This is a genomic window from Terribacillus saccharophilus (genome assembly GCF_000725365.1).
GTDB classification, from domain to species: Bacteria; Bacillota; Bacilli; order Bacillales; family Amphibacillaceae; genus Terribacillus; species Terribacillus saccharophilus.
This window is the reverse complement of sequence record NZ_CP008876.1, coordinates 3,382,781-3,400,431: the sequence shown is the minus strand read 5'-3', so window position 1 is coordinate 3,400,431 and position 17,651 is coordinate 3,382,781. Positions and strand designations below refer to the sequence as shown.

Below are 17,651 nucleotides of genomic sequence, written 5' to 3'. Positions count from 1 at the left end.
TCTAGCCATTAATTATAGCATAAAACAATTCGGTTCTTGAAGGGAGATTATGGGTGCCGACACAAAAAAAGCAAGAGCGAAGTTAACGCTCTTGCCTTCAAGCAGCTTATGCAAATGTATAGCTTTCCAGCTGTACTGCTTTGTCAGTCTGCTCCCAAGGGAAGTTTTTATCTGTACGTCCAAAGTGACCATATGCAGCTGTATCTTTGTAGATTGGCTGACGTAGGTTCAGCATTTTAATGATGCCGGCAGGACGAAGGTCGAATAAATGACGTACTGCTTTCACCAATGCTTCTTCGGACTCTTTACCTGTTCCGAAAGTATCTATACTGATGGAAACTGGTTCAGCAACACCGATCGCATAAGCAAGCTGTACTTCACATTTCTCAGCAAGACCTGCTGCCACGATGTTTTTCGCAACATAACGTGCTGCATAAGCACCGGAACGATCTACTTTTGTAGCATCTTTTCCGCTGAATGCACCGCCGCCGTGACGAGCATAACCGCCATACGTATCAACGATAATTTTACGTCCAGTCAGACCTGCATCACCTTGTGGCCCGCCGATAACGAATCGTCCCGTCGGGTTGATGATGTACTTTGTATTCTCATCCAGCAATTCAGCTGGAACGACAGGTTTGATAACAAGCTCTTTCAAATCGGAATGAATCTGAACTTGCTCCACTTCTGGGTGATGCTGTGTGGAGATGACAATCGTATCAATCCGTACAGGTTGATCGTTTTCATCATATTCTACTGTTACTTGTGTTTTCCCATCCGGGCGCAAGTAATCGACAGTTTCATCTTTCCGTATCTTCGCCAATTGCTTGGATAGACGGTGCGCCAATGAAATTGGCAGCGGCATATACTCCGGTGTTTCATTGCTTGCATAACCAAACATCAATCCTTGGTCACCTGCACCGATTGCATCGATTTCTTCATCCGTCATCAGCCCTTCACGAGCCTCAAGCGCCTGATCGACACCGCCTGCAATATCAGGAGATTGCTCATCGATTGCTGTCAATACAGCACATGTATCAGCATCAAAGCCATATTTCGCACGTGTATAACCAATTTCCTTGATTGTTTTACGCACGATGCTTTGGATATCTACATAAGCGCTTGTTGTAATTTCACCTGCAACGAGTACAAGACCAGTCGTAACTGTCGTTTCACAAGCAACACGGGCATTCGGATCTTTAGCTAGGATTTCATCTAATATAGCATCCGAGATCTGGTCACAGATTTTATCCGGATGACCTTCAGTAACGGATTCTGAGGTAAATAATCGACGATTAGCAGTCATTCTGCCAAATCCCCCTTCAACTACGATTAATACGGAAGTTTTACTCTTTCCAAGGTATGTTATTAAGAAACTTGATAATGGGTGAAGGTTGAAAGAGCACTATCAATAGTATTGCTCTTTTTCAGTTATTAAGCCGTTACATGAAAAAAACCTTCCATCATAACAGAAGGCTGGCTTATTCCCTCTCTTATCGTTCAAGGTATCCCTTGCTCAGGTTGAGCACCATTTCACAAAATGTGACGGTTGCCGGGTTTCTTAGGGCCTGTCCCTCCGCCTACTCTGAATAAGAGTGTTTTCCGTTCGCAACTATGTTATCGGAACAGCCTCCAGAAGTCAACAAAATCATGTAAATACCGACTAAAACTCTCGGGATTATTTACTAATAAAGCACGCACTTATTGATTGCATTTTATAATAGTATGTATTAATATCTTAATGTGTTATACTAATTTAAAACTTCTAAAAAAAGGCGGGATCCAGATGCGAATGATGCACGCGTTAACAGCGCTAGAAGAAATGCGCTCCCAATCCAATGTAAGAAAAAACCTATCCGCGGCTCAGCTGACGGAGGCGGCATTGTCCCGCCAGGAAGCTCGTTTGACAAAGACTGGTGCTTTACGAGCTGCGACTGGAAAATATACAGGCCGCTCACCAAAGGATAAATTCATCGTTAAAGACGAGCTTTCCGAAAACAAAGTAGACTGGGGAATAGTCAACCAGCCTATCAGCGAAGAAACATTCGAGCACTTATTAGGTAAAGTCGTCGACTACTTACAGGCACAAGAAGAAGTATTCTCATTCCAAGGTTTTGCCGGAGCTGATGAACGCTACCATCTTCCTATACAAGTAATTAATGAATACGCTTGGCACAATTTATTTGCTCATCAATTGTTCATTCGTCCGAGCGAAGATGAGCTGGCTGCACATAAACCTGCATTCACTGTCATCTCTGCTCCTGGTGTAAAAGCAGATCCGTTAGTCGATGGTACTAATTCAGAAGCATTTGTCATCGTCTCCTTCAAACAGCGCGTAATCGTGATAGGCGGTACGGAATATGCTGGAGAAATGAAGAAATCCATTTTCTCCGTAATGAATTTCCTCTTGCCGCAGCAGGAAATCCTGCCAATGCACTGCTCTGCTAACGTAGGAACTGATGGTGATACAGCCCTCTTCTTCGGTTTATCCGGAACAGGTAAAACTACGCTATCCGCTGATCCGAACAGACCTCTGATCGGAGATGACGAACATGGCTGGTCTCCTGATGGCATTTTCAATATTGAAGGCGGCTGTTATGCTAAATGCATCAATCTGTCAGCTGAAAAAGAGCCAGAAATTCATGGCGCCATCAAATTCGGTACAATTCTTGAAAATGTAGCTGTTGATGAAGCTGGCATTTGTAACTATGATGATGGTTCTGTGACAGAAAATACGCGTGCAGCTTACCCGATTGATTACATCAAGGGCAGCCTGTCCAAGAGCTTAGCTGGTCATCCAAAAACAATCGTTTTCCTGACCGCAGATGCTACTGGCGTGTTGCCGCCAATCAGTAAATTAACAACCGAACAGGCGATGTACCACTTCCTAAGCGGATATACGAGCAAACTTGCCGGAACAGAGCGCGGCGTAACAGAACCTGAAGCTACGTTCTCGACTTGCTTCGGTGCTCCTTTCCTGCCGCTGGCACCTTCTGTTTATGCAGAGATGCTCGGCGAAAAAATCAGTGAACATCAAGCCGAGGTGTATCTCGTTAATACCGGCTGGACTGGCGGAGACTACCATACTGGTTCCCGTATGAAGCTTGCCTATACAAGATCCATGGTTCAGGCTGCCCTCAGCGGAGAACTGCGTGATACAGAAACTACTCAAGATCCAATTTTCGGTCTGCATGTTCCTGTTTCCATTGCAAACGTCCCAGCAGAGCTACTTATGCCGGAGAATGCATGGGAAGACAAAGCCGCTTACAAATCGACGGCACAAGAACTTTCGGTGAAATTCCATCAGAACTTTTCAAAATTTGATTTCATCGATGATGCCGTCCGCCAAGCCGGACCATTATATAAGTAAAAAAAGAACTGCCCCGAAAGCTGTTATTAGCTTCGGGGCAGTTTTGTTACATTGTCTTTTCAAACTTATCTATATGATGCAATGCACTAGGCAGCACCTTATCTTTCATCATAAAGCTGTATTCAGCATGCTGCGCCAGATGGGAAGGGAACTTTTCGACCAGAACCGGTCCATATGTTTCCATGTAATTGGATTTCTTCTTCAGTTCTGAGATGATGGCATAATAGACGTTCTTTACGATATGCCCTGCCTTGCCTGCTACGAAGTACTGACCGACATACTTCAATTGCTGGACTACACCGCCAGTCTCCTCCATTACTTCCCGCAAAGCCGCATGCTCTGCCGTTTCCCCTTTTTCCACCTTGCCACCAGGGAACTCCAATCCCCGATCCTTATGACGTGTGAGCAACCATCTGCTTCCGTATCTGCAAATCACCCACACATGTTTAGGATGATCAGAAAATGGATGATCGGCGAAAGACATCTTCACTTCATTATTGTAGTAATCTCTGAACGTAATCATCTTCCCACTGCCTTCTTCACATCAAACCTACAAGTATTTGACTGCTGCTATCTTCCAGCCTCCGTCATACAAGAATTTGATCTCGATTGTATAGTTACCGTGCAAATCATCGGTATTGCTTTGTGTAATTGTAACATACTTATCGGAGTCTGTTTCCTCTTTGTATGAATTATCAGGATTGAACCAAGCTGGAGTCTCAGTCGGCAGAATGTACAAGCCATCTTCTTCCTCTGTGAAATAAAAATCAACGATCGGTCCGCTTACATCTCTTGTAGCCACTTCGTCAAAACTTTTTAGTAAATCTTCCTTCGTATTATAATTTAGAACTTTGTAATTTGTATCAATGTCTTGTGTGACTTTATCCATAAACGCAGCTGTCAGCTGTTCAATTTGTTCTTTATCAAGCTCCGGCTGCTCGGCAGCCTCATTTTTTTCTGCGTTTACTTGTTCAGCTGTTACAGCAGATATATTGTCTGATTGGTATGATAGCGCGAATGTAAATGGGACTAGGAGCGTGATGATAGCAGCTATTGCTTTTTTCCAAGTTGGTTGAAGCATAATTAGTCCTCCTTATGTAGTCATGTTATAGGTATTCCTCATCTGCCAGCTTTTAAAACCCCGAATATTTGTAGGATTTTCTTACTGTTTGTCGGTTTCTGACACTTCACTTCAATTTAGTATTTATTTACAAGTGTTACCCCCAAAATAAAAGAGATAAGTTTCATTTGTAAATTTAAGGGAAATAAGCATACGAATTACAAATGGCTTGATGAAGAAATACATACAACACGTCTAACTTAATATCCTCTCTATCTGGCCAATAAAATAATATTGGAGGTTTAGCCTTGAAAAAGAACTGCATCTAAGTTGGTTAATACCATTCATCGCCGAAGCTAAAATCATTCGAAGTAATGGTAATCGTCGAAAACAATTGAAGGATCGGCAATTCACTTCAACAAAAGAGTGGACCTTTTTCTCCCTAGTACTGACGTCTCATTTCCTTCTGGGTATTATGCTCCTCTTTTGTAAACATTTGAAAAAAAATCGTAGTAACTTCTTACTGAATGTAGTTTTTTGTAGGAAATTGTGAAGCAAATTCATGTAAAATACGTAATGAATTGATAAGCTTTCCATACGGACTAATTTTTTACATCTAAAGTAATAAGACATACTCTGTTTCTAATAAGGTAACGGGGTCCGTGAAAAGCAAATTATTTTGGAGGGATTAGATGAAATCGGTAAAACACCTTGGCTGGTTAGTATTAGCACTAGCACTATTTTTAACAGGATGCGGAACAGACAGCGCTTCGACAGACGCTGAAGGGAAAGAGCAACAAGGCCCAACGCCGGAAGAAATTCTGCAAAAATCCGCCGAAGCTAATGAAGACTTGAATAGCTATGATATGGATATGACAATGGATATGGACGTCAAAGCTTCCGGACTGGATCAAACCATGACTACAGCAGCAGACGGTACTATCGTGATGGATCCACTTTCTTCAAAACTTAGCATGGAATCCATGGGACAGCAGTTCGATATGTATATCAAAGACAATATGATTTATATGTATGAGCCCGCATCTGATATGTGGATGAAGATGGATGCTGAATCAGAAATCGGCGCTTCGCTTGGAACTGATCAAGTTGCTCAGCCTTTGGATGAGCAGGTTCAGCAAGTTAAGGATCTAGCGGAAAGTATCAAAGTATCTGAAACTGATACTGAATATGTACTTGATGTAGTAGTAGCAGAGGATAAAATGATGAGCTTTATGGAAGAGCAGATGGGTGCAGCAGGCGAAAGCCTTGAGAGCATGGGTAACTTCACTTTCGATAAATTCAACTATACAATCTCCATTGATAAAGAGACAAATTATCCGAAGAACATCAAATTGGATATGGTCATGAAAATGGAAGAAGCTGGTGAGGAAGCAACTGTCAATGCATTGATGGATATGAACTATGAAAACTACAATGCAACAGACAGCATTGAAATTCCAGCTGAAGCAGAAAGCGCAGTAGACATTTCTGATCAAGCAGCTGCAGCTTACTAAAAAAAGGCACCAGGATATCCTGGTGCCTTTTTTGCTTAAATATTATATTTCACATCTGCATCTTTCTCGAGCTCGTCCACTTTATCAAGCATAACAGTCTGCAAGTTCTGCTGTTCCATTGTCGCTTTCAACTGATCCTTGATGTCATCGTATTTCGGCAGGCTGTCTTCTTGATTACTTTCTTTAGCCTGTTTTTCCATCTCTTCGTAATATGTCTTCATATCGTCTTCTGTCACTTCTTTCGGTGACAGCTCGCTATCGACATATTTCGTTACAAGCAAGCCTTCCTTCAGCTGCTGCTTATACTCATCTTCTGTAGAGCCTGTAGCTTCCAGTGCTTGATTGAATTGGTCTTCATCTTCAAACTGTTCTTTAGCAGATTTAAGTTCATCATCCACTTCTTTATCAGTAACCTCGTAGTCTTTATTCTCTGCTTCCTGCAAAAGCAGTTCATTCCCTACAAGACTTTTCAATACTTGATCCTTCATTTCTTTCGCAGCATCATCCGTTGTCGGATCAGAACCGCTAGCTTGTGATTGCTGCTGAGCAGAGGATAGAAGGGAGTTATACTCTTCTCCTTTGATCTCGGTGCCATTAACAGTCGCAACTGTTTCGTCCGGATCTACTTGCTGTTCTTCCATCTTCTTCTGCATTTCTTCCATTTGCTTTTGCGCTTCTTCCTGGTCAGCATTGGAAGCATTATCAGATGATTTATCCTCATCATTCCCGCATGCAGCCAATACAATAGCTAGTACTAGCATCAGGCATAGGGTTGTAATACGTTTCATAAAATAGAAACCCCTCTCTTCGTGTATGGTTACGAATGTAACATCTATTAGCACTCAACTCAAGTATACCACGTATTTTTAGTAGAAAAGTAAGAGAAAGGCGCCCGGGTAAAGGGCGCCTTTCTTACGCATACTGCTTCTTGCTATTTTTATGGTCTTTCACAACCAGGGCAGCATGTACAGCTCCCGGAACGAAAAAGATTAGCGTTAAAACTAAATTCAACAGCGCCTTAAATGGCTTACCGGTAAACAATACGGCCACAGGCGGCAATAAAATCGCCAATAGGTACATAAACATAGGTATTCCTCCTCTAAAGCTCCATTACTTTAGAAATACCCTTATTTGGTTCATTTGACACCTATTTTCCTTCTAATACCTCACTGGATACATAATGTAAAAATTCCACATCCACGTCTACCCCGATACCTGGTCCATCTGGGATTTGAATGCTTCCTTGTTCCACTCGCAGAGGCTCGATGAGCAAGTCACGCTCAAAATAACGGTCAGATCCAGACAAATCACCAGGGATTGAAAAGCCGGGCAAGGAAGCGAGCGCGAGATTATGTGCCTTTGAAATACCTGTTTCCACCATTCCGCCACACCAAACAGCTAAACCAGCTTGATGGCACAAATCGTGAATTCGGATAGCTTCCGTCAAGCCTCCTACCCTTCCAATCTTAATATTGATAGTCCTACATGCACCTAACTCGAGAGCCTGCCAGGCATCTGAAAAGCTCTCCACTGTTTCATCAAGACAAATAGGTGTTTTCATCTGCTGCTGCAATCGATGATGCAGGACAAAATCACCTGGAAGAAACGGCTGTTCAATCATCTGCAGGTTCAAGCTGTCCAATTCGGCAAGTAAGGAGATATCCTTTTCCGAGTACATGCCATTCCCATCGATCATGAGCGGCAGTTTCAGATCGATTTCCTTAACCAGCTCAATAGCTCTACGCTCGTTATATTTTGTCACTTTCAGCTTGGCACGCTCAAAGCCCTGGCTGCGTATCATCTCAATTGTCTGTTCTAGATCATCAGACAGACTTATGACCCCTCCTGCTTTTGCTTTTGTTCTTGTACCGCCGATACAAGAAGCAAGGCTCTTGCCCTGCTGCTTGGCGTATAAATCCCATACAGCACCTTCCACAGCAGCCTTAGCCATTTGGTTGCCGACGATACCAGCAAACAGCTGTGGAACCTCTGTTGGATGATTTACTTTTTTAGCGAAAAGAAGCGGAAGTAATGTTTTCTGCAACAAAATCCAGCTGGATTCAACTGTTTCACTCGTATAAAAAGGAATCGCAAAAGCAACACCCTCACCAAAGCCAAAGCGACCATCATTATCCTGCAGCTCGACAATGATTCCTTCTCTTTCATTCAGCGCACCGGCATGTGTCGTAAAAGGCTGTTTAAGCGGCAGCGTGTATCGGAATAAACGATAGCTTTTTAGCTCCATCACGAACTACCCTCATCGAGCAGCTGCTGCAGCTTATAGCGCATCAGTTTATTACTGGCGTTACGAGGAAGCTCATCCATCCAATGCCAGTACTTCGGAATTTTATAGCGGGCCAGTTTTTCCTGGCAATACGCCTGTAATTCTTCGACACTCACTTCTGCATTTTTCACAAGGTATGCAACAGGTACGGCTCCCCATTTTGTATCAGTTTTTCCGATGACAGCTGCCTCTTGTATGTTTGGATGACTCGATAATATGCCTTCCACTTCAGCAGGATAGATATTTTCACCGCCGGAAATTATCAGATCCTTCCTTCGGTCAAGCACATACAAATAACCATCTTGGTCTGTGTAACCAACATCTCCTGTTGCCAGCCAGCCTTCCTGGAAAGCTCCTTCTGTTGCACCTGGATTCCGATAATATCCTTTGGTGATCATTGGACCTTTCACTTGAATCTCCCCGGGCTCTTCTGGCTTGGCAAAACCATTTTCGGTCATAATGCGCAGCTGGGCAGGAACAAGCGCTTTACCGGCAGATCCTAGCTTGCGAATGCTATCCTCAGGGCTTAACGTCACAATTTGTGACGCAGTTTCGGTCATCCCATACGATTGAAATACAGGAATAGCACGGGCCTTTGACTCTTCCAGCAGATGGAGCGGAGCAGGTCCTCCTCCTAAAAGCATGCAGCGGAACTTCTCGGGATATGTGACACCGTCTTCCTCTTGCAGCCGCAACAAACGCTGTAGCATGACCGTCACCACAGAGACTATTGTCACACTACGCTCAATGATTGCCGTCTGTACTATTTTTTCATCAAAGCTTTCGGTCACGTAAAGCGGCATCCCATAAATGGCGCTTTTGAAAATGGTCGATAACCCACCCACATGGAACATTGGCAGAGGAGACAACCACTTATCTTCCTGTGAAAGACCAAGATTCAAGGCAGAACCAATTGCACTCCACCAGTGATTGCCGTAAGTATGCTCGACACCTTTCGGATTACCTGTTGTACCAGAAGTATAAATGATACTGAACACATCATCTAATCGAAGCTCTGTGCAGCTTGTATACTCCTTTTCAGGTAGTTCGTTCAGCATTTCAATTGTTTGTAAAGCTACACTAGTATCCATCGCCTGTTTCTCGAATCTTTCCGCTGTGAGAAGTAAATCCGCTTCACTATCTTGCAGCTGGAATGACCATTCAGACGCTGTCAGTCTCGTATTAAGCAGGATCAGTGTTGCTCCAATATAGCTAAGCGCATGGACAAGCACCACCATCTCCACGCTGTTGTGAGACAGCACAGCAACACGGGATCCTTGCTGAACACCTAGAGAAGCGAGCTTACGCGCCCTGATATCGACAGCTTTATGCAAATCGCCGAAAGTAATCGTCGTGCCCTCCGGCGTCTCTAAAGCTAAGCGCCCCGGATTAAGGTCGGCCTGCTTCTGCAGCCAATGCGGGATGATTTCCGTCATGTTACATCCATTCCTTTCTGTCATAAAGAAGAACCTTTGCAATATGCTGCAAAGGTTCTTGATGGTATCTATTAAGGGAAACGCGGGAATTTCTTGAAGTCAGGTGTACGTTTTTCTTTGAACGCATCACGGCCTTCCTTCGCTTCATCCGTTGTATAGTAAAGCAATGTTGCGTCTCCGCCCATTTGCTGCAAACCAGCAAGTCCATCTGTATCTGCATTAAGAGAAGCTTTCAAGAAACGCAATGCTGTTGGAGACATGGAAAGCATCTCTTCACACCATTTAACTGTTTCTGCTTCCAGCTGATCCAATGGAACGACTGTATTGACTAAGCCCATATCCAATGCTTCTTGTGCATTGTACTGACGGCATAGGAACCAAATTTCGCGAGCTTTCTTCTGACCGATATTACGCGCTAGAAGACCAGCACCGTATCCAGCGTCGAAGCTTCCGACACGAGGACCTGTTTGGCCAAAGATTGCGTTATCAGCAGCAATAGTCAAGTCACAGACTACATGAAGAACATGTCCGCCGCCAATTGCATAACCAGATACTTCCGCAACAACTGGTTTAGGGATTACACGAATTAAACGCTGTAAGTCAAGTACATTCAAGCGAGGAATTTGGTCTTCTCCCACATAGCCACCATGACCGCGTACTTTTTGGTCTCCGCCGGAACAGAATGCTTTATCGCCGACACCAGCAAGCACGATAACACCGATGTTAGAGTCGTCACGAGCGTATGTAAACGCATCGATCAGTTCATTTACCGTTTGCGGACGGAACGCATTGCGAACTTCCGGACGATTGATCGAAATTTTTGCGATTTGATTGTATTCTTCGTACAAAATATCTTCATACGTACGAGTAGCTTCCCATGTAATTGCCATTATGATTCCTCCAATATATCCGCTTCAATATGAAGCAAGTATCTTCTTACTATTTTATCAAAGATTCGCGGTTGTTCAACATGGACACAGTGACCGGCCGCCGCAACGATGTGTAATTCTGCTGCTGGCAGCCGTTTTTCCATCTCCTGATTGATACCAACGAATTTATGATCCATTGATCCAGCAACTAAAATTACTGGTTTATCCAAGTAGGACAACTTGTCCCAATAGGAGTCTTGTTTGCCTGTTCCCATAGTCCGGAGTGAACTTGCCAAACCGGTCGCTTGCTGCGATAAGCGTTCTTCCCTAATGATCTGCTGGATAAACTTCGGCAAGTTTTTTTGTGTATCAAACAGCGGGATGTTCTCCCAGAAGTCAATAAACTGCACTAGACCATCCGTCTTAAGCCGACTGGCCAGACGCTCGTCCTGCATTTGCCTGGACAGACGTTCCTCTTCTGTTCGCAACCCGGGTGATGCACTCTCCAGCAACAGCTCGCTTATTCTGTCAGGATAGCGGCAGGCAAAAGCAAGAGCTGCTCTTCCTCCCATTGAATACCCGCACAGCTTGACGCGAGCAACTCCATGTTGATCCAGAAATGCAGCAACATCATCCGTGAAGCGGTCCATGGTCAGGTCATCCTGAATGGCTGTCTGACCATGGCCTGGCATATCTACAGCGATTACGTGATGTTTTTCACTCCATGATTCCAAGAAAGGCAGCCACGTTTGATGAGTGCCAGTAAATCCATGAAACAGCAGGAGTGTATCTGGTGCATTAGCACTGCTACTTTCGATATAGTGAAACTTAGGCATGACTAGCATCCAAATAATCCATCAGCTGCCTCTCGGCTTTATGCCATTTTTCACGGTGCCAGCTGACATTGGCATCCCGTTCGGTACGCACCTCGATGATATGCATTCCTTTTCTATTATAACTCTCCTGCAACGCATCGGAAAATGCTGTACGATCATCTGCCAGTGTATAAGGCAATTGATATAGACTAGCTGCATGCGCGAAATCCATGTTCGTTGGTGTTCCGAAAAGCGCCTCGAAATGAGCTGCTTCTTGAGCCTGCGGCAGGAAGGAGAAGATGCCTCCTCCATTATTATTGATTACAACAATAGTGAGATCGAGGCCGTAGTTACGGCCTAGCATCAGCCCGTTCATATCGTGATAGAAAGAAAGATCTCCGATTACGAGTGTAGTGCGTTTACCACTGGCTGCAACACCTAGTGCTGTTGAAACAACACCATCAATTCCATTAGTTCCGCGGTTGCACCATGGCTGGATTTGTTTATCTGTTGCAAAGAAGAAGCTGTCCAAATCACGGATCGGCATACTGTTACCAACGAACACGTTACTATCCTCCGGTGTTACACGAAGCATGTCCTGCACAGTTATTCCCTCAGTCAGCTCTTTACTTTCCATATCGTCATGCAATACTTCTTGCGCAATTCGGTTCATTTCCTGCCATGTTGGCAGCCATGTTTCTGGCTTAGCGGCAGGAATTGATGCTAATGCTTCGCAAAGCATAGCCGGATCTGCGTAGATAAATTGTGTGTCCATACCAACTGGTTCACGATAGCCTGCGTGTTTCTCCACGACAATATGATCATTGCCGGTATATTCTTTCATAAGAAATAGATACGGCTTGGAAACAGGCATTGCACCAAACCGAATAATAAAGTCCGGCTGCAGTTTCGCACGTACAGATTCCGATTTCAGGATCGTATCATATGTCTCAATAATAACATCCTTCGCGTGTGTTCCGCTTCGCAATTGTGATAGTGGATCTGCCAATATTGGCAACTGCCATTTTTCTGCAAAATGAACAACTGCATTCGCAAACTCCTTATCCTCTTGAGGACCGACTACGATCAAGCCTTTTTTAGAGGTTTCCAGCATTTCAGCAAGCTGCTGTATGTGGTTTGCATCCAATTGTGCTGTACCATACAGAGAAGGCTTTACAGCTGTTTCTCCTGAAGACCACATGTTCTCGATCGTAAAGTCAGGCGTAAGCGGCTCACGGAACGGAAAATTAAGATGCACAGGTCCTGGATTTCCTTCCATTGCCTGCTGCATGACTCTGCCTGCTTGCTGCTGTACATATCGCAATGCTGCTGGATTCGCTTCCGGCAGCATCATCTCATGGAACCATTTAACGAAGCCACCATACATTTGAATTTGATTGATGGCCTGCGGCGCACCTACATCCCGCAACTCATGCGGGCGATCGGCTGTCAAAAGAATCAAAGGGATTCGACTGTAAAAAGCCTCGACAACAGCAGGCATATAGTTCGCTGCTGCAGTTCCTGACGTACAAACAAGCGCTACTGGTTTTTGACTTTCCTTCGCAAGGCCAAGCGCAAAGAATGCAGCAGATCGCTCATCCAAATTCACCCATTGTTTCATTTGCGGATGCTCTGTCATCATAAGGGCCAGCGGAGTAGAACGAGATCCAGGTGAGATTACGACCTGCTCCACACCATTTCGCCAAAGTGCATCCACAAAATGTCCGACGTATTTGGTCAGTGTTTCTATATGACTCATTCTGATACCTCCAAAGCTTCCAGCATTGGACGGAATTTGATTGCCGTCTCTTCGAATTCCATATCTGGATCCGAATCCTTCACGACACCGCAGCCTGCAAACAACACAGCCTGCTTCCCGTCCAGCAGACCAGAACGGATGGCAACGGCGGTATCTCCATTACGATAGCTGTCCATCCAGCCTACCGGCGCACCGTACCAGCCCCGTTCAAGCGGTTCTTTATTTTCAATAAAATCCAACGCTTCCTGCTTAGGCAGACCGCCTAAGGCAGGTGTTGGATGTAGTTCCTGTACAATCTGCTGCAGCGAGGCTCCAGGCAGGAGTGTGGCAGAAACCGGAGTATGCAAATGCTGAAGCTGCCGCAGTTTTAATAGCTGCGGTCCATCAGGCAGAAGCAAGTCCTTACTGTATTTGCCGATCACATCGGTAATCATTTTTACAACGTATTGATGTTCTTCACGATTCTTACTATCTTGAAGCAGCGCATCTCCAATCATTTGATCATCGGTCTCGTTGTTACCACGCGGTGCAGTTCCTGCGACACAGCTTGTATGCAGTATGCCTGACTCAACACTCACTAGACGCTCCGGCGTTGCCCCAAGGAAACACGCTGATCCATTTTCGACAGCAAAAATAAAACTGTCCTTTTGGGTGTCCAGCAAATTGCGAAGCACACCAGCTGCCTGAAGTTTCTCTTCAAATTCAAGTTTCATCGCCCGTGCCAGCACGACTTTATCCAATTCAGTCGACTTTATTGTATCCGTTGCTTCTTTTACTAATCGCTTCCACGCTTGTGACTCCAGCTCTTCCTTGCTAACGAGCTCTGTCTTTAAAGTTGGAAGACTTTTTTCAGCGAACAGCTGCTCTAGCTTCCCAAGTGTATTAGTGATTTGACTCTCAATATTTGAACCATCCACTAACTGATTGATTGTTACATAATATTCTTTCTCCGTTTTGGTCAAAGTAAAAGCAGGTATGCGATATTGTGTTGCAGGAAAGTCCTGCCACAGTTCACGTTCACGCTCCTGCTGAAAGTTCATTCCACTGAAAGCAACAGGGCCTGTTCCAGCTTTAGAAGAAAGATTGTGAACAACTGCACTTTCTATAACATGCTCCCATTCCTCAGCAGTACGCATATCCAATATTGCCGGTCCTGCACCAACCAAGCAAAGATCATCTTTTTGGCTGTACCAGAAATGGCGGTTTCCTTCTAAAGAAGAACCATTGGCAAAGAAGCGGAGTGGATCTATCGCTCCGACTTTCTCAGTCCAGCTGACCAGTATTTGCTGTTGCTGCTCATCAGCAGCTTTACGAAGAAAAGACTCGAAATCTGTCTTATATTGTTGAATCATATTTTCCGACCTCCACATTACTGCAAGGACAATTAAAGTTCGTTTACGTTCATTTTCTGATGTCCTTCCCTATTCTATTCCCTTTTTCGCCGATAAACAAGGAGTAGCACTTGATAACTTATTTTAAGTAAGCAATTAACGTTGACATGCTATCTTTGTTTCCCTAAAATTAATATGATATAATGCCCTGCATTTTTAAGGAGAGAAAGTATTATGCAATCTATCGGGAACGATAACGTGCGACAAGCACTTAATGAGCGCGAAGGCTTCCAAATATGGTGGCGCCTCATGCGTCCTCATACTTTGACGGCTTCATTCGTGCCTGTCTTTATAGGAACAATGCTCGCTGCATTGGATGGCAAGATTAACTGGCTGCTTTTCGGAGCTATGCTGCTTGCATGTATGTTGATCCAATGTGCGACGAATATGTTCAATGAGTACTATGATTTTGTCCGCGGACTGGATAATGAGCAGTCTGTTGGAATCGGCGGAACGATCGTACGCGACGGTATCAAGCCGAAAACCGTTTTGTCACTAGCACTGACGTTTTATGCTATCAGCATGCTGTTAGGCGTATATATTTGCATGGAATCCAGCTGGTATATCGCATTAATCGGACTAGCATGTATGCTTTGCGGTTATTTGTACACTGGCGGTCCTTATCCGATTTCCTATACACCTTTCGGGGAATTGACATCTGGGGTTTTCATGGGTGCCATCATCATTTGCATCACATACTACATCCAGACACTGACACTTACTGGTAATGTCGTATTAATCAGTATTCCAGTGACTATTTTCATTGCGTGTATCAATTTCGCCAATAACCTGCGCGACCACGACGGTGATAAAGTAAACGGCAGAAGAACAGTTGCTATCCTACTTGGCCTTAAAAAAGGTGTTACCTTCCTTGGAATTTGTTTTATTATCAGCTATGTCATTACTGCTGTATTTATCGCTGTTGGATTACTTCCAATTTGGGCTGTTATCACATTCTTAAGCATTAAGAAAGCTCGTGATGCTTACCGTGGTTTCATTGGCAAGACAATGCCGCTTGAAATGATGCCTGCGATGAAAGCAACAGGACAAACAAATACGATTTATGGTCTATTGCTTGTGATCGCTTTACTGATCCAGCAATTCGTACCACTTTCATTCTAATTTTAAAAGCGGGCATCCAGCCCGCTTTTTTATATAGGTTTAATACATACTAGTACGGGAAATACATTACATACAGAAAGCAGGTTACTATTATGAACTTCTCAGATACATTAATGGAGCAGCTGCAAATGCGGGTGGTCGAAGCAAATAAGGATCAGGTTGTAATGGAGATGCCCGTCGGACCGCATAACAGACAGCCCATGGGATTTTTGCACGGTGGCGCCAGTGTAGCACTTGCAGAAACAGCAGCAAGTATCGGCGGCAACCTGCATGCAGATCCTGCAACTCAGGCCGTGTTTGGCCTCGAGATTAACGCAAACCATATTCGCAGTGTTCGATCTGGCATCGTAACTGCGGTTGCTTCCCCGATTCATGTTGGAAAATCGACAATGGTTTGGCAAATATCCATTTCGGATGAGAACGAGGACCTGCTCTGTATCGCCCGCTGTACGCTGGCTATTAAAACGAGAAGGCAATAAAGGAGATGGATTGAAAATGGATAAAAATAAATTGGATTATTTCCGTAATCAATTACTTGCAATGAAGGAAGAAGCAGAAGAACAAATTAAAGGGAACGATAGCTATAATAGCGCAAAAGAATTCCCTAATGATTCTACTGGTGAGCTTTCGACAATTGTCAATCACCCAGGCGATCTTGGCACAGAAATGCATGATCGTGAAACAGCCGAAACATTAAAAGAAGCAGCACGTGAGCGACTTCGCGATATTGAAGATGCACTAGATCGAATTGAAGAAGGTACGTATGGAGTAAGCGAGAAATCCGGCGAACCTATTCCAGAGGAACGGCTGAAGGCTGAACCTACTGCCCGCTTGCTTGTAGAGGAACAAGCTGAAGTTGAAGAGACAAGAAGAGCTTAAAAAAATGCATAAGAAAAGGCACCCTCGCAGGGTGCCTTTGTTAATTGCGGCGTGTAAAGCCGTGCGGCCACATCCACACGTGTCTAAGACGCGCTTTACCGACTTATGCAATTCAGCTCATCGCTAGACTATTGTAGCATGGACTATCTTTCTTTGCAACAACTGTTTTTAGTCATATAAAAAAGCTACCTAACCGGGAACTTTTCTTATGCTGCAGCTGTTCTTTTTCGCTTCGCGAACCAAGGTTTCAGTTTTGCAAATAGCGGAATGAAAACAATCGCAATAATGATACCTTTCAAAAGGTTGAAAGGCAGAATACCACCTATGACTGCTATCCATTTCGCATCAGCACTCATTACAGGAGATCCTAAGAAAATGCTATATAATGGCAGAACAACAAAGTAATTCAGTACACCCATTCCGACAGCCATAGCAACTGTACCTGTAGCCAATCCTGACACGAGTGTTTTTTTGCCTGCTTTAAATTTATGATAAAAATATGCAACTGGCATTACGAAAAGCATGCCTGCCAGGAAATTCGCCACGACGCCTACCGGGTCTCCAGCTCCTGTGAAAATAAGATACAATAAGTTCTTGATTGCTTCGACAGCAACACCTGCAAGCGGTGAAAACAGCAGTGCTGCAATCAGTACCGGAATCTCACTGAAGTCTATCTTCAAGTAAGGCGGCAGGAATGGAAGCGGGAAATTCAACAGCATAAGCACCATGCTGATCGCTCCCAGTAAAGCGAAAGTAATTGATTTTGTTAACTTGGATGAACGCATAATCGTTCTCCTCCTTCATCTTGTTTATCGATTCTAACTCTTGATGAAGGGGAAGCAGCCTATCTACGTTAAAAAGCCCCGGAGCATTATGCTCTGGGGCTTGGAATATACGCAAATAAGCATGAAGATGTTAAACATACGAACATCGTATGGAAACAAGGATAGCCCGTTCGGCATCCCTCTTCTGCTTCGTATCTTCTCCCATCCAGACTTTCACTGTCGGTCCCGGACTTACACCAGATCAGCCGCAGAACTAAGTTCTGCGGGTCACGGACTTCAGCAGTATTTCCTGCTGTCACCGTCGGTCGGGAATTGCACCCTGCCCCGAAGATAGAATCGATTTAGTTTTGTTATTATATTATAACTG

17 protein-coding genes and 2 riboswitches are annotated in these 17,651 nt (G+C 44.3%); of the genes, 5 read left to right on the top strand and 12 right to left on the bottom strand.

Annotated features, from left to right (window positions below):
• Positions 1-106: 106 nt before the first annotated feature.
• Positions 107-1,306 carry a methionine adenosyltransferase gene (metK, locus tag GZ22_RS16925; RefSeq protein ID WP_038565068.1) on the bottom strand — a complete coding sequence of 400 codons (1,200 nt, stop codon included), beginning with the start codon at positions 1,304-1,306 and terminating at the stop codon, positions 107-109.
• 184 nt (positions 1,307-1,490) lie between these two features.
• A riboswitch (SAM riboswitch) is annotated at positions 1,491-1,596 on the bottom strand.
• A gap of 196 nt (positions 1,597-1,792) precedes the next feature.
• Here metK and pckA point away from each other — a divergent pair.
• Positions 1,793-3,370 carry a phosphoenolpyruvate carboxykinase (ATP) gene (gene pckA / locus GZ22_RS16920; protein WP_245609736.1) on the top strand — a complete coding sequence of 526 codons (1,578 nt, stop codon included), beginning with the start codon at positions 1,793-1,795 and terminating at the stop codon, positions 3,368-3,370.
• A gap of 46 nt (positions 3,371-3,416) precedes the next feature.
• On the opposite strand, the gene ytkD is transcribed toward pckA, so the two are convergent.
• Together ytkD and GZ22_RS16910 are read right to left on the bottom strand one after the other, a co-directional pair.
• Positions 3,417-3,893 (bottom strand): RNA deprotection pyrophosphohydrolase, encoded by a 477-nt coding sequence (gene ytkD / locus GZ22_RS16915; protein WP_038565062.1) that lies wholly within the window; start codon positions 3,891-3,893, stop codon positions 3,417-3,419.
• Between the two features lie 27 nt (positions 3,894-3,920).
• Complete coding sequence (locus GZ22_RS16910; protein WP_038565058.1) at positions 3,921-4,451, bottom strand: hypothetical protein; 531 nt, start codon at positions 4,449-4,451, stop codon at positions 3,921-3,923.
• 671 nt (positions 4,452-5,122) lie between these two features.
• On the opposite strand from GZ22_RS16910, the gene GZ22_RS16905 reads away from it, so the two are divergent.
• The gene (locus GZ22_RS16905) at positions 5,123-5,944 is read left to right on the top strand and encodes a DUF6612 family protein (RefSeq protein ID WP_038565055.1); all 822 of its coding nucleotides are present in this window, start codon (positions 5,123-5,125) and stop codon (positions 5,942-5,944) included.
• 35 nt (positions 5,945-5,979) lie between these two features.
• Here GZ22_RS16905 and GZ22_RS16900 read toward each other — a convergent pair whose 3' ends face one another.
• The 8 genes from GZ22_RS16900 to GZ22_RS16870 all read right to left on the bottom strand — a co-directional run bounded on the left by GZ22_RS16900 (position 5,980) and on the right by GZ22_RS16870 (position 14,459).
• Positions 5,980-6,732, bottom strand: coding sequence for a SurA N-terminal domain-containing protein (locus GZ22_RS16900; protein WP_038565052.1), 753 nt, complete (start codon positions 6,730-6,732; stop codon positions 5,980-5,982).
• A gap of 124 nt (positions 6,733-6,856) precedes the next feature.
• The gene (locus GZ22_RS18330) at positions 6,857-7,024 is read right to left on the bottom strand and encodes a YqaE/Pmp3 family membrane protein (protein ID WP_245609735.1); all 168 of its coding nucleotides are present in this window, start codon (positions 7,022-7,024) and stop codon (positions 6,857-6,859) included.
• Between the two features lie 67 nt (positions 7,025-7,091).
• Complete coding sequence (gene menC / locus GZ22_RS16895; RefSeq protein ID WP_051748418.1) at positions 7,092-8,189, bottom strand: o-succinylbenzoate synthase; 1,098 nt, start codon at positions 8,187-8,189, stop codon at positions 7,092-7,094.
• Entirely contained in the window at positions 8,189-9,664 is a 1,476-nt protein-coding gene (locus GZ22_RS16890) for an o-succinylbenzoate--CoA ligase (protein ID WP_038565046.1), read from the bottom strand. Before GZ22_RS16890 ends, menC begins: the two co-directional genes overlap by 1 nt.
• A gap of 71 nt (positions 9,665-9,735) precedes the next feature.
• Positions 9,736-10,554, bottom strand: a complete 819-nt coding sequence (gene menB / locus GZ22_RS16885) for a 1,4-dihydroxy-2-naphthoyl-CoA synthase (RefSeq protein ID WP_038565044.1) — start codon at positions 10,552-10,554, stop codon at positions 9,736-9,738.
• Entirely contained in the window at positions 10,554-11,369 is an 816-nt protein-coding gene (menH, locus tag GZ22_RS16880; RefSeq protein ID WP_245609689.1) for a 2-succinyl-6-hydroxy-2,4-cyclohexadiene-1-carboxylate synthase, read from the bottom strand. Before menH ends, menB begins: the two co-directional genes overlap by 1 nt.
• Positions 11,362-13,107 (bottom strand): 2-succinyl-5-enolpyruvyl-6-hydroxy-3-cyclohexene-1-carboxylic-acid synthase, encoded by a 1,746-nt coding sequence (gene menD, locus GZ22_RS16875; protein ID WP_038565038.1) that lies wholly within the window; start codon positions 13,105-13,107, stop codon positions 11,362-11,364. Before menD ends, menH begins: the two co-directional genes overlap by 8 nt.
• Complete coding sequence (locus tag GZ22_RS16870; protein WP_038565035.1) at positions 13,104-14,459, bottom strand: isochorismate synthase; 1,356 nt, start codon at positions 14,457-14,459, stop codon at positions 13,104-13,106. Before GZ22_RS16870 ends, menD begins: the two co-directional genes overlap by 4 nt.
• A 213-nt stretch (positions 14,460-14,672) precedes the next feature.
• On the opposite strand from GZ22_RS16870, the gene GZ22_RS16865 reads away from it, so the two are divergent.
• The 3 genes from GZ22_RS16865 (at position 14,673) to GZ22_RS16855 (ending at position 16,499) form a co-directional block, all read left to right on the top strand.
• Positions 14,673-15,620, top strand: a complete 948-nt coding sequence (locus GZ22_RS16865) for a 1,4-dihydroxy-2-naphthoate polyprenyltransferase (RefSeq protein WP_038565032.1) — start codon at positions 14,673-14,675, stop codon at positions 15,618-15,620.
• Between the two features lie 92 nt (positions 15,621-15,712).
• Entirely contained in the window at positions 15,713-16,099 is a 387-nt protein-coding gene (locus GZ22_RS16860; RefSeq protein WP_038565029.1) for a hotdog fold thioesterase, read from the top strand.
• Positions 16,100-16,115: 16 nt separating this feature from the next.
• Positions 16,116-16,499 (top strand): TraR/DksA C4-type zinc finger protein, encoded by a 384-nt coding sequence (locus GZ22_RS16855; RefSeq protein ID WP_038565026.1) that lies wholly within the window; start codon positions 16,116-16,118, stop codon positions 16,497-16,499.
• Positions 16,500-16,705: 206 nt separating this feature from the next.
• Here GZ22_RS16855 and GZ22_RS16850 read toward each other — a convergent pair whose 3' ends face one another.
• Positions 16,706-17,284 carry an ECF transporter S component gene (locus tag GZ22_RS16850; RefSeq protein ID WP_038565023.1) on the bottom strand — a complete coding sequence of 193 codons (579 nt, stop codon included), beginning with the start codon at positions 17,282-17,284 and terminating at the stop codon, positions 16,706-16,708.
• A gap of 189 nt (positions 17,285-17,473) precedes the next feature.
• A riboswitch (FMN riboswitch) is annotated at positions 17,474-17,620 on the bottom strand.
• Positions 17,621-17,651 lie beyond the last annotated feature (31 nt).

What these genes read in the sequence shown, in the direction of transcription:
- GZ22_RS18330 (WP_245609735.1), bottom strand. Translation starts at nt 7,024, where the DNA reads ATGTACCTATTGGCGATTTTATTGCCGCCTGTGGCCGTATTGTTTACC.
- ytkD (WP_038565062.1), bottom strand. Translation starts at nt 3,893, where the DNA reads ATGATTACGTTCAGAGATTACTACAATAATGAAGTGAAGATGTCTTTC.
- GZ22_RS16860 (WP_038565029.1), top strand. Translation starts at nt 15,713, where the DNA reads ATGAACTTCTCAGATACATTAATGGAGCAGCTGCAAATGCGGGTGGTC.
- GZ22_RS16850 (WP_038565023.1), bottom strand. Translation starts at nt 17,284, where the DNA reads ATGCGTTCATCCAAGTTAACAAAATCAATTACTTTCGCTTTACTGGGA.
- menH (WP_245609689.1), bottom strand. Translation starts at nt 11,369, where the DNA reads ATGCCTAAGTTTCACTATATCGAAAGTAGCAGTGCTAATGCACCAGAT.
- GZ22_RS16900 (WP_038565052.1), bottom strand. Translation starts at nt 6,732, where the DNA reads ATGAAACGTATTACAACCCTATGCCTGATGCTAGTACTAGCTATTGTA.
- GZ22_RS16905 (WP_038565055.1), top strand. Translation starts at nt 5,123, where the DNA reads ATGAAATCGGTAAAACACCTTGGCTGGTTAGTATTAGCACTAGCACTA.
- pckA (WP_245609736.1), top strand. Translation starts at nt 1,793, where the DNA reads ATGATGCACGCGTTAACAGCGCTAGAAGAAATGCGCTCCCAATCCAAT.
- menC (WP_051748418.1), bottom strand. Translation starts at nt 8,189, where the DNA reads ATGGAGCTAAAAAGCTATCGTTTATTCCGATACACGCTGCCGCTTAAA.
- GZ22_RS16855 (WP_038565026.1), top strand. Translation starts at nt 16,116, where the DNA reads ATGGATAAAAATAAATTGGATTATTTCCGTAATCAATTACTTGCAATG.
- GZ22_RS16865 (WP_038565032.1), top strand. Translation starts at nt 14,673, where the DNA reads ATGCAATCTATCGGGAACGATAACGTGCGACAAGCACTTAATGAGCGC.
- GZ22_RS16890 (WP_038565046.1), bottom strand. Translation starts at nt 9,664, where the DNA reads ATGACGGAAATCATCCCGCATTGGCTGCAGAAGCAGGCCGACCTTAAT.
- menB (WP_038565044.1), bottom strand. Translation starts at nt 10,554, where the DNA reads ATGGCAATTACATGGGAAGCTACTCGTACGTATGAAGATATTTTGTAC.
- metK (WP_038565068.1), bottom strand. Translation starts at nt 1,306, where the DNA reads ATGACTGCTAATCGTCGATTATTTACCTCAGAATCCGTTACTGAAGGT.
- GZ22_RS16870 (WP_038565035.1), bottom strand. Translation starts at nt 14,459, where the DNA reads ATGATTCAACAATATAAGACAGATTTCGAGTCTTTTCTTCGTAAAGCT.
- GZ22_RS16910 (WP_038565058.1), bottom strand. Translation starts at nt 4,451, where the DNA reads ATGCTTCAACCAACTTGGAAAAAAGCAATAGCTGCTATCATCACGCTC.
- menD (WP_038565038.1), bottom strand. Translation starts at nt 13,107, where the DNA reads ATGAGTCATATAGAAACACTGACCAAATACGTCGGACATTTTGTGGAT.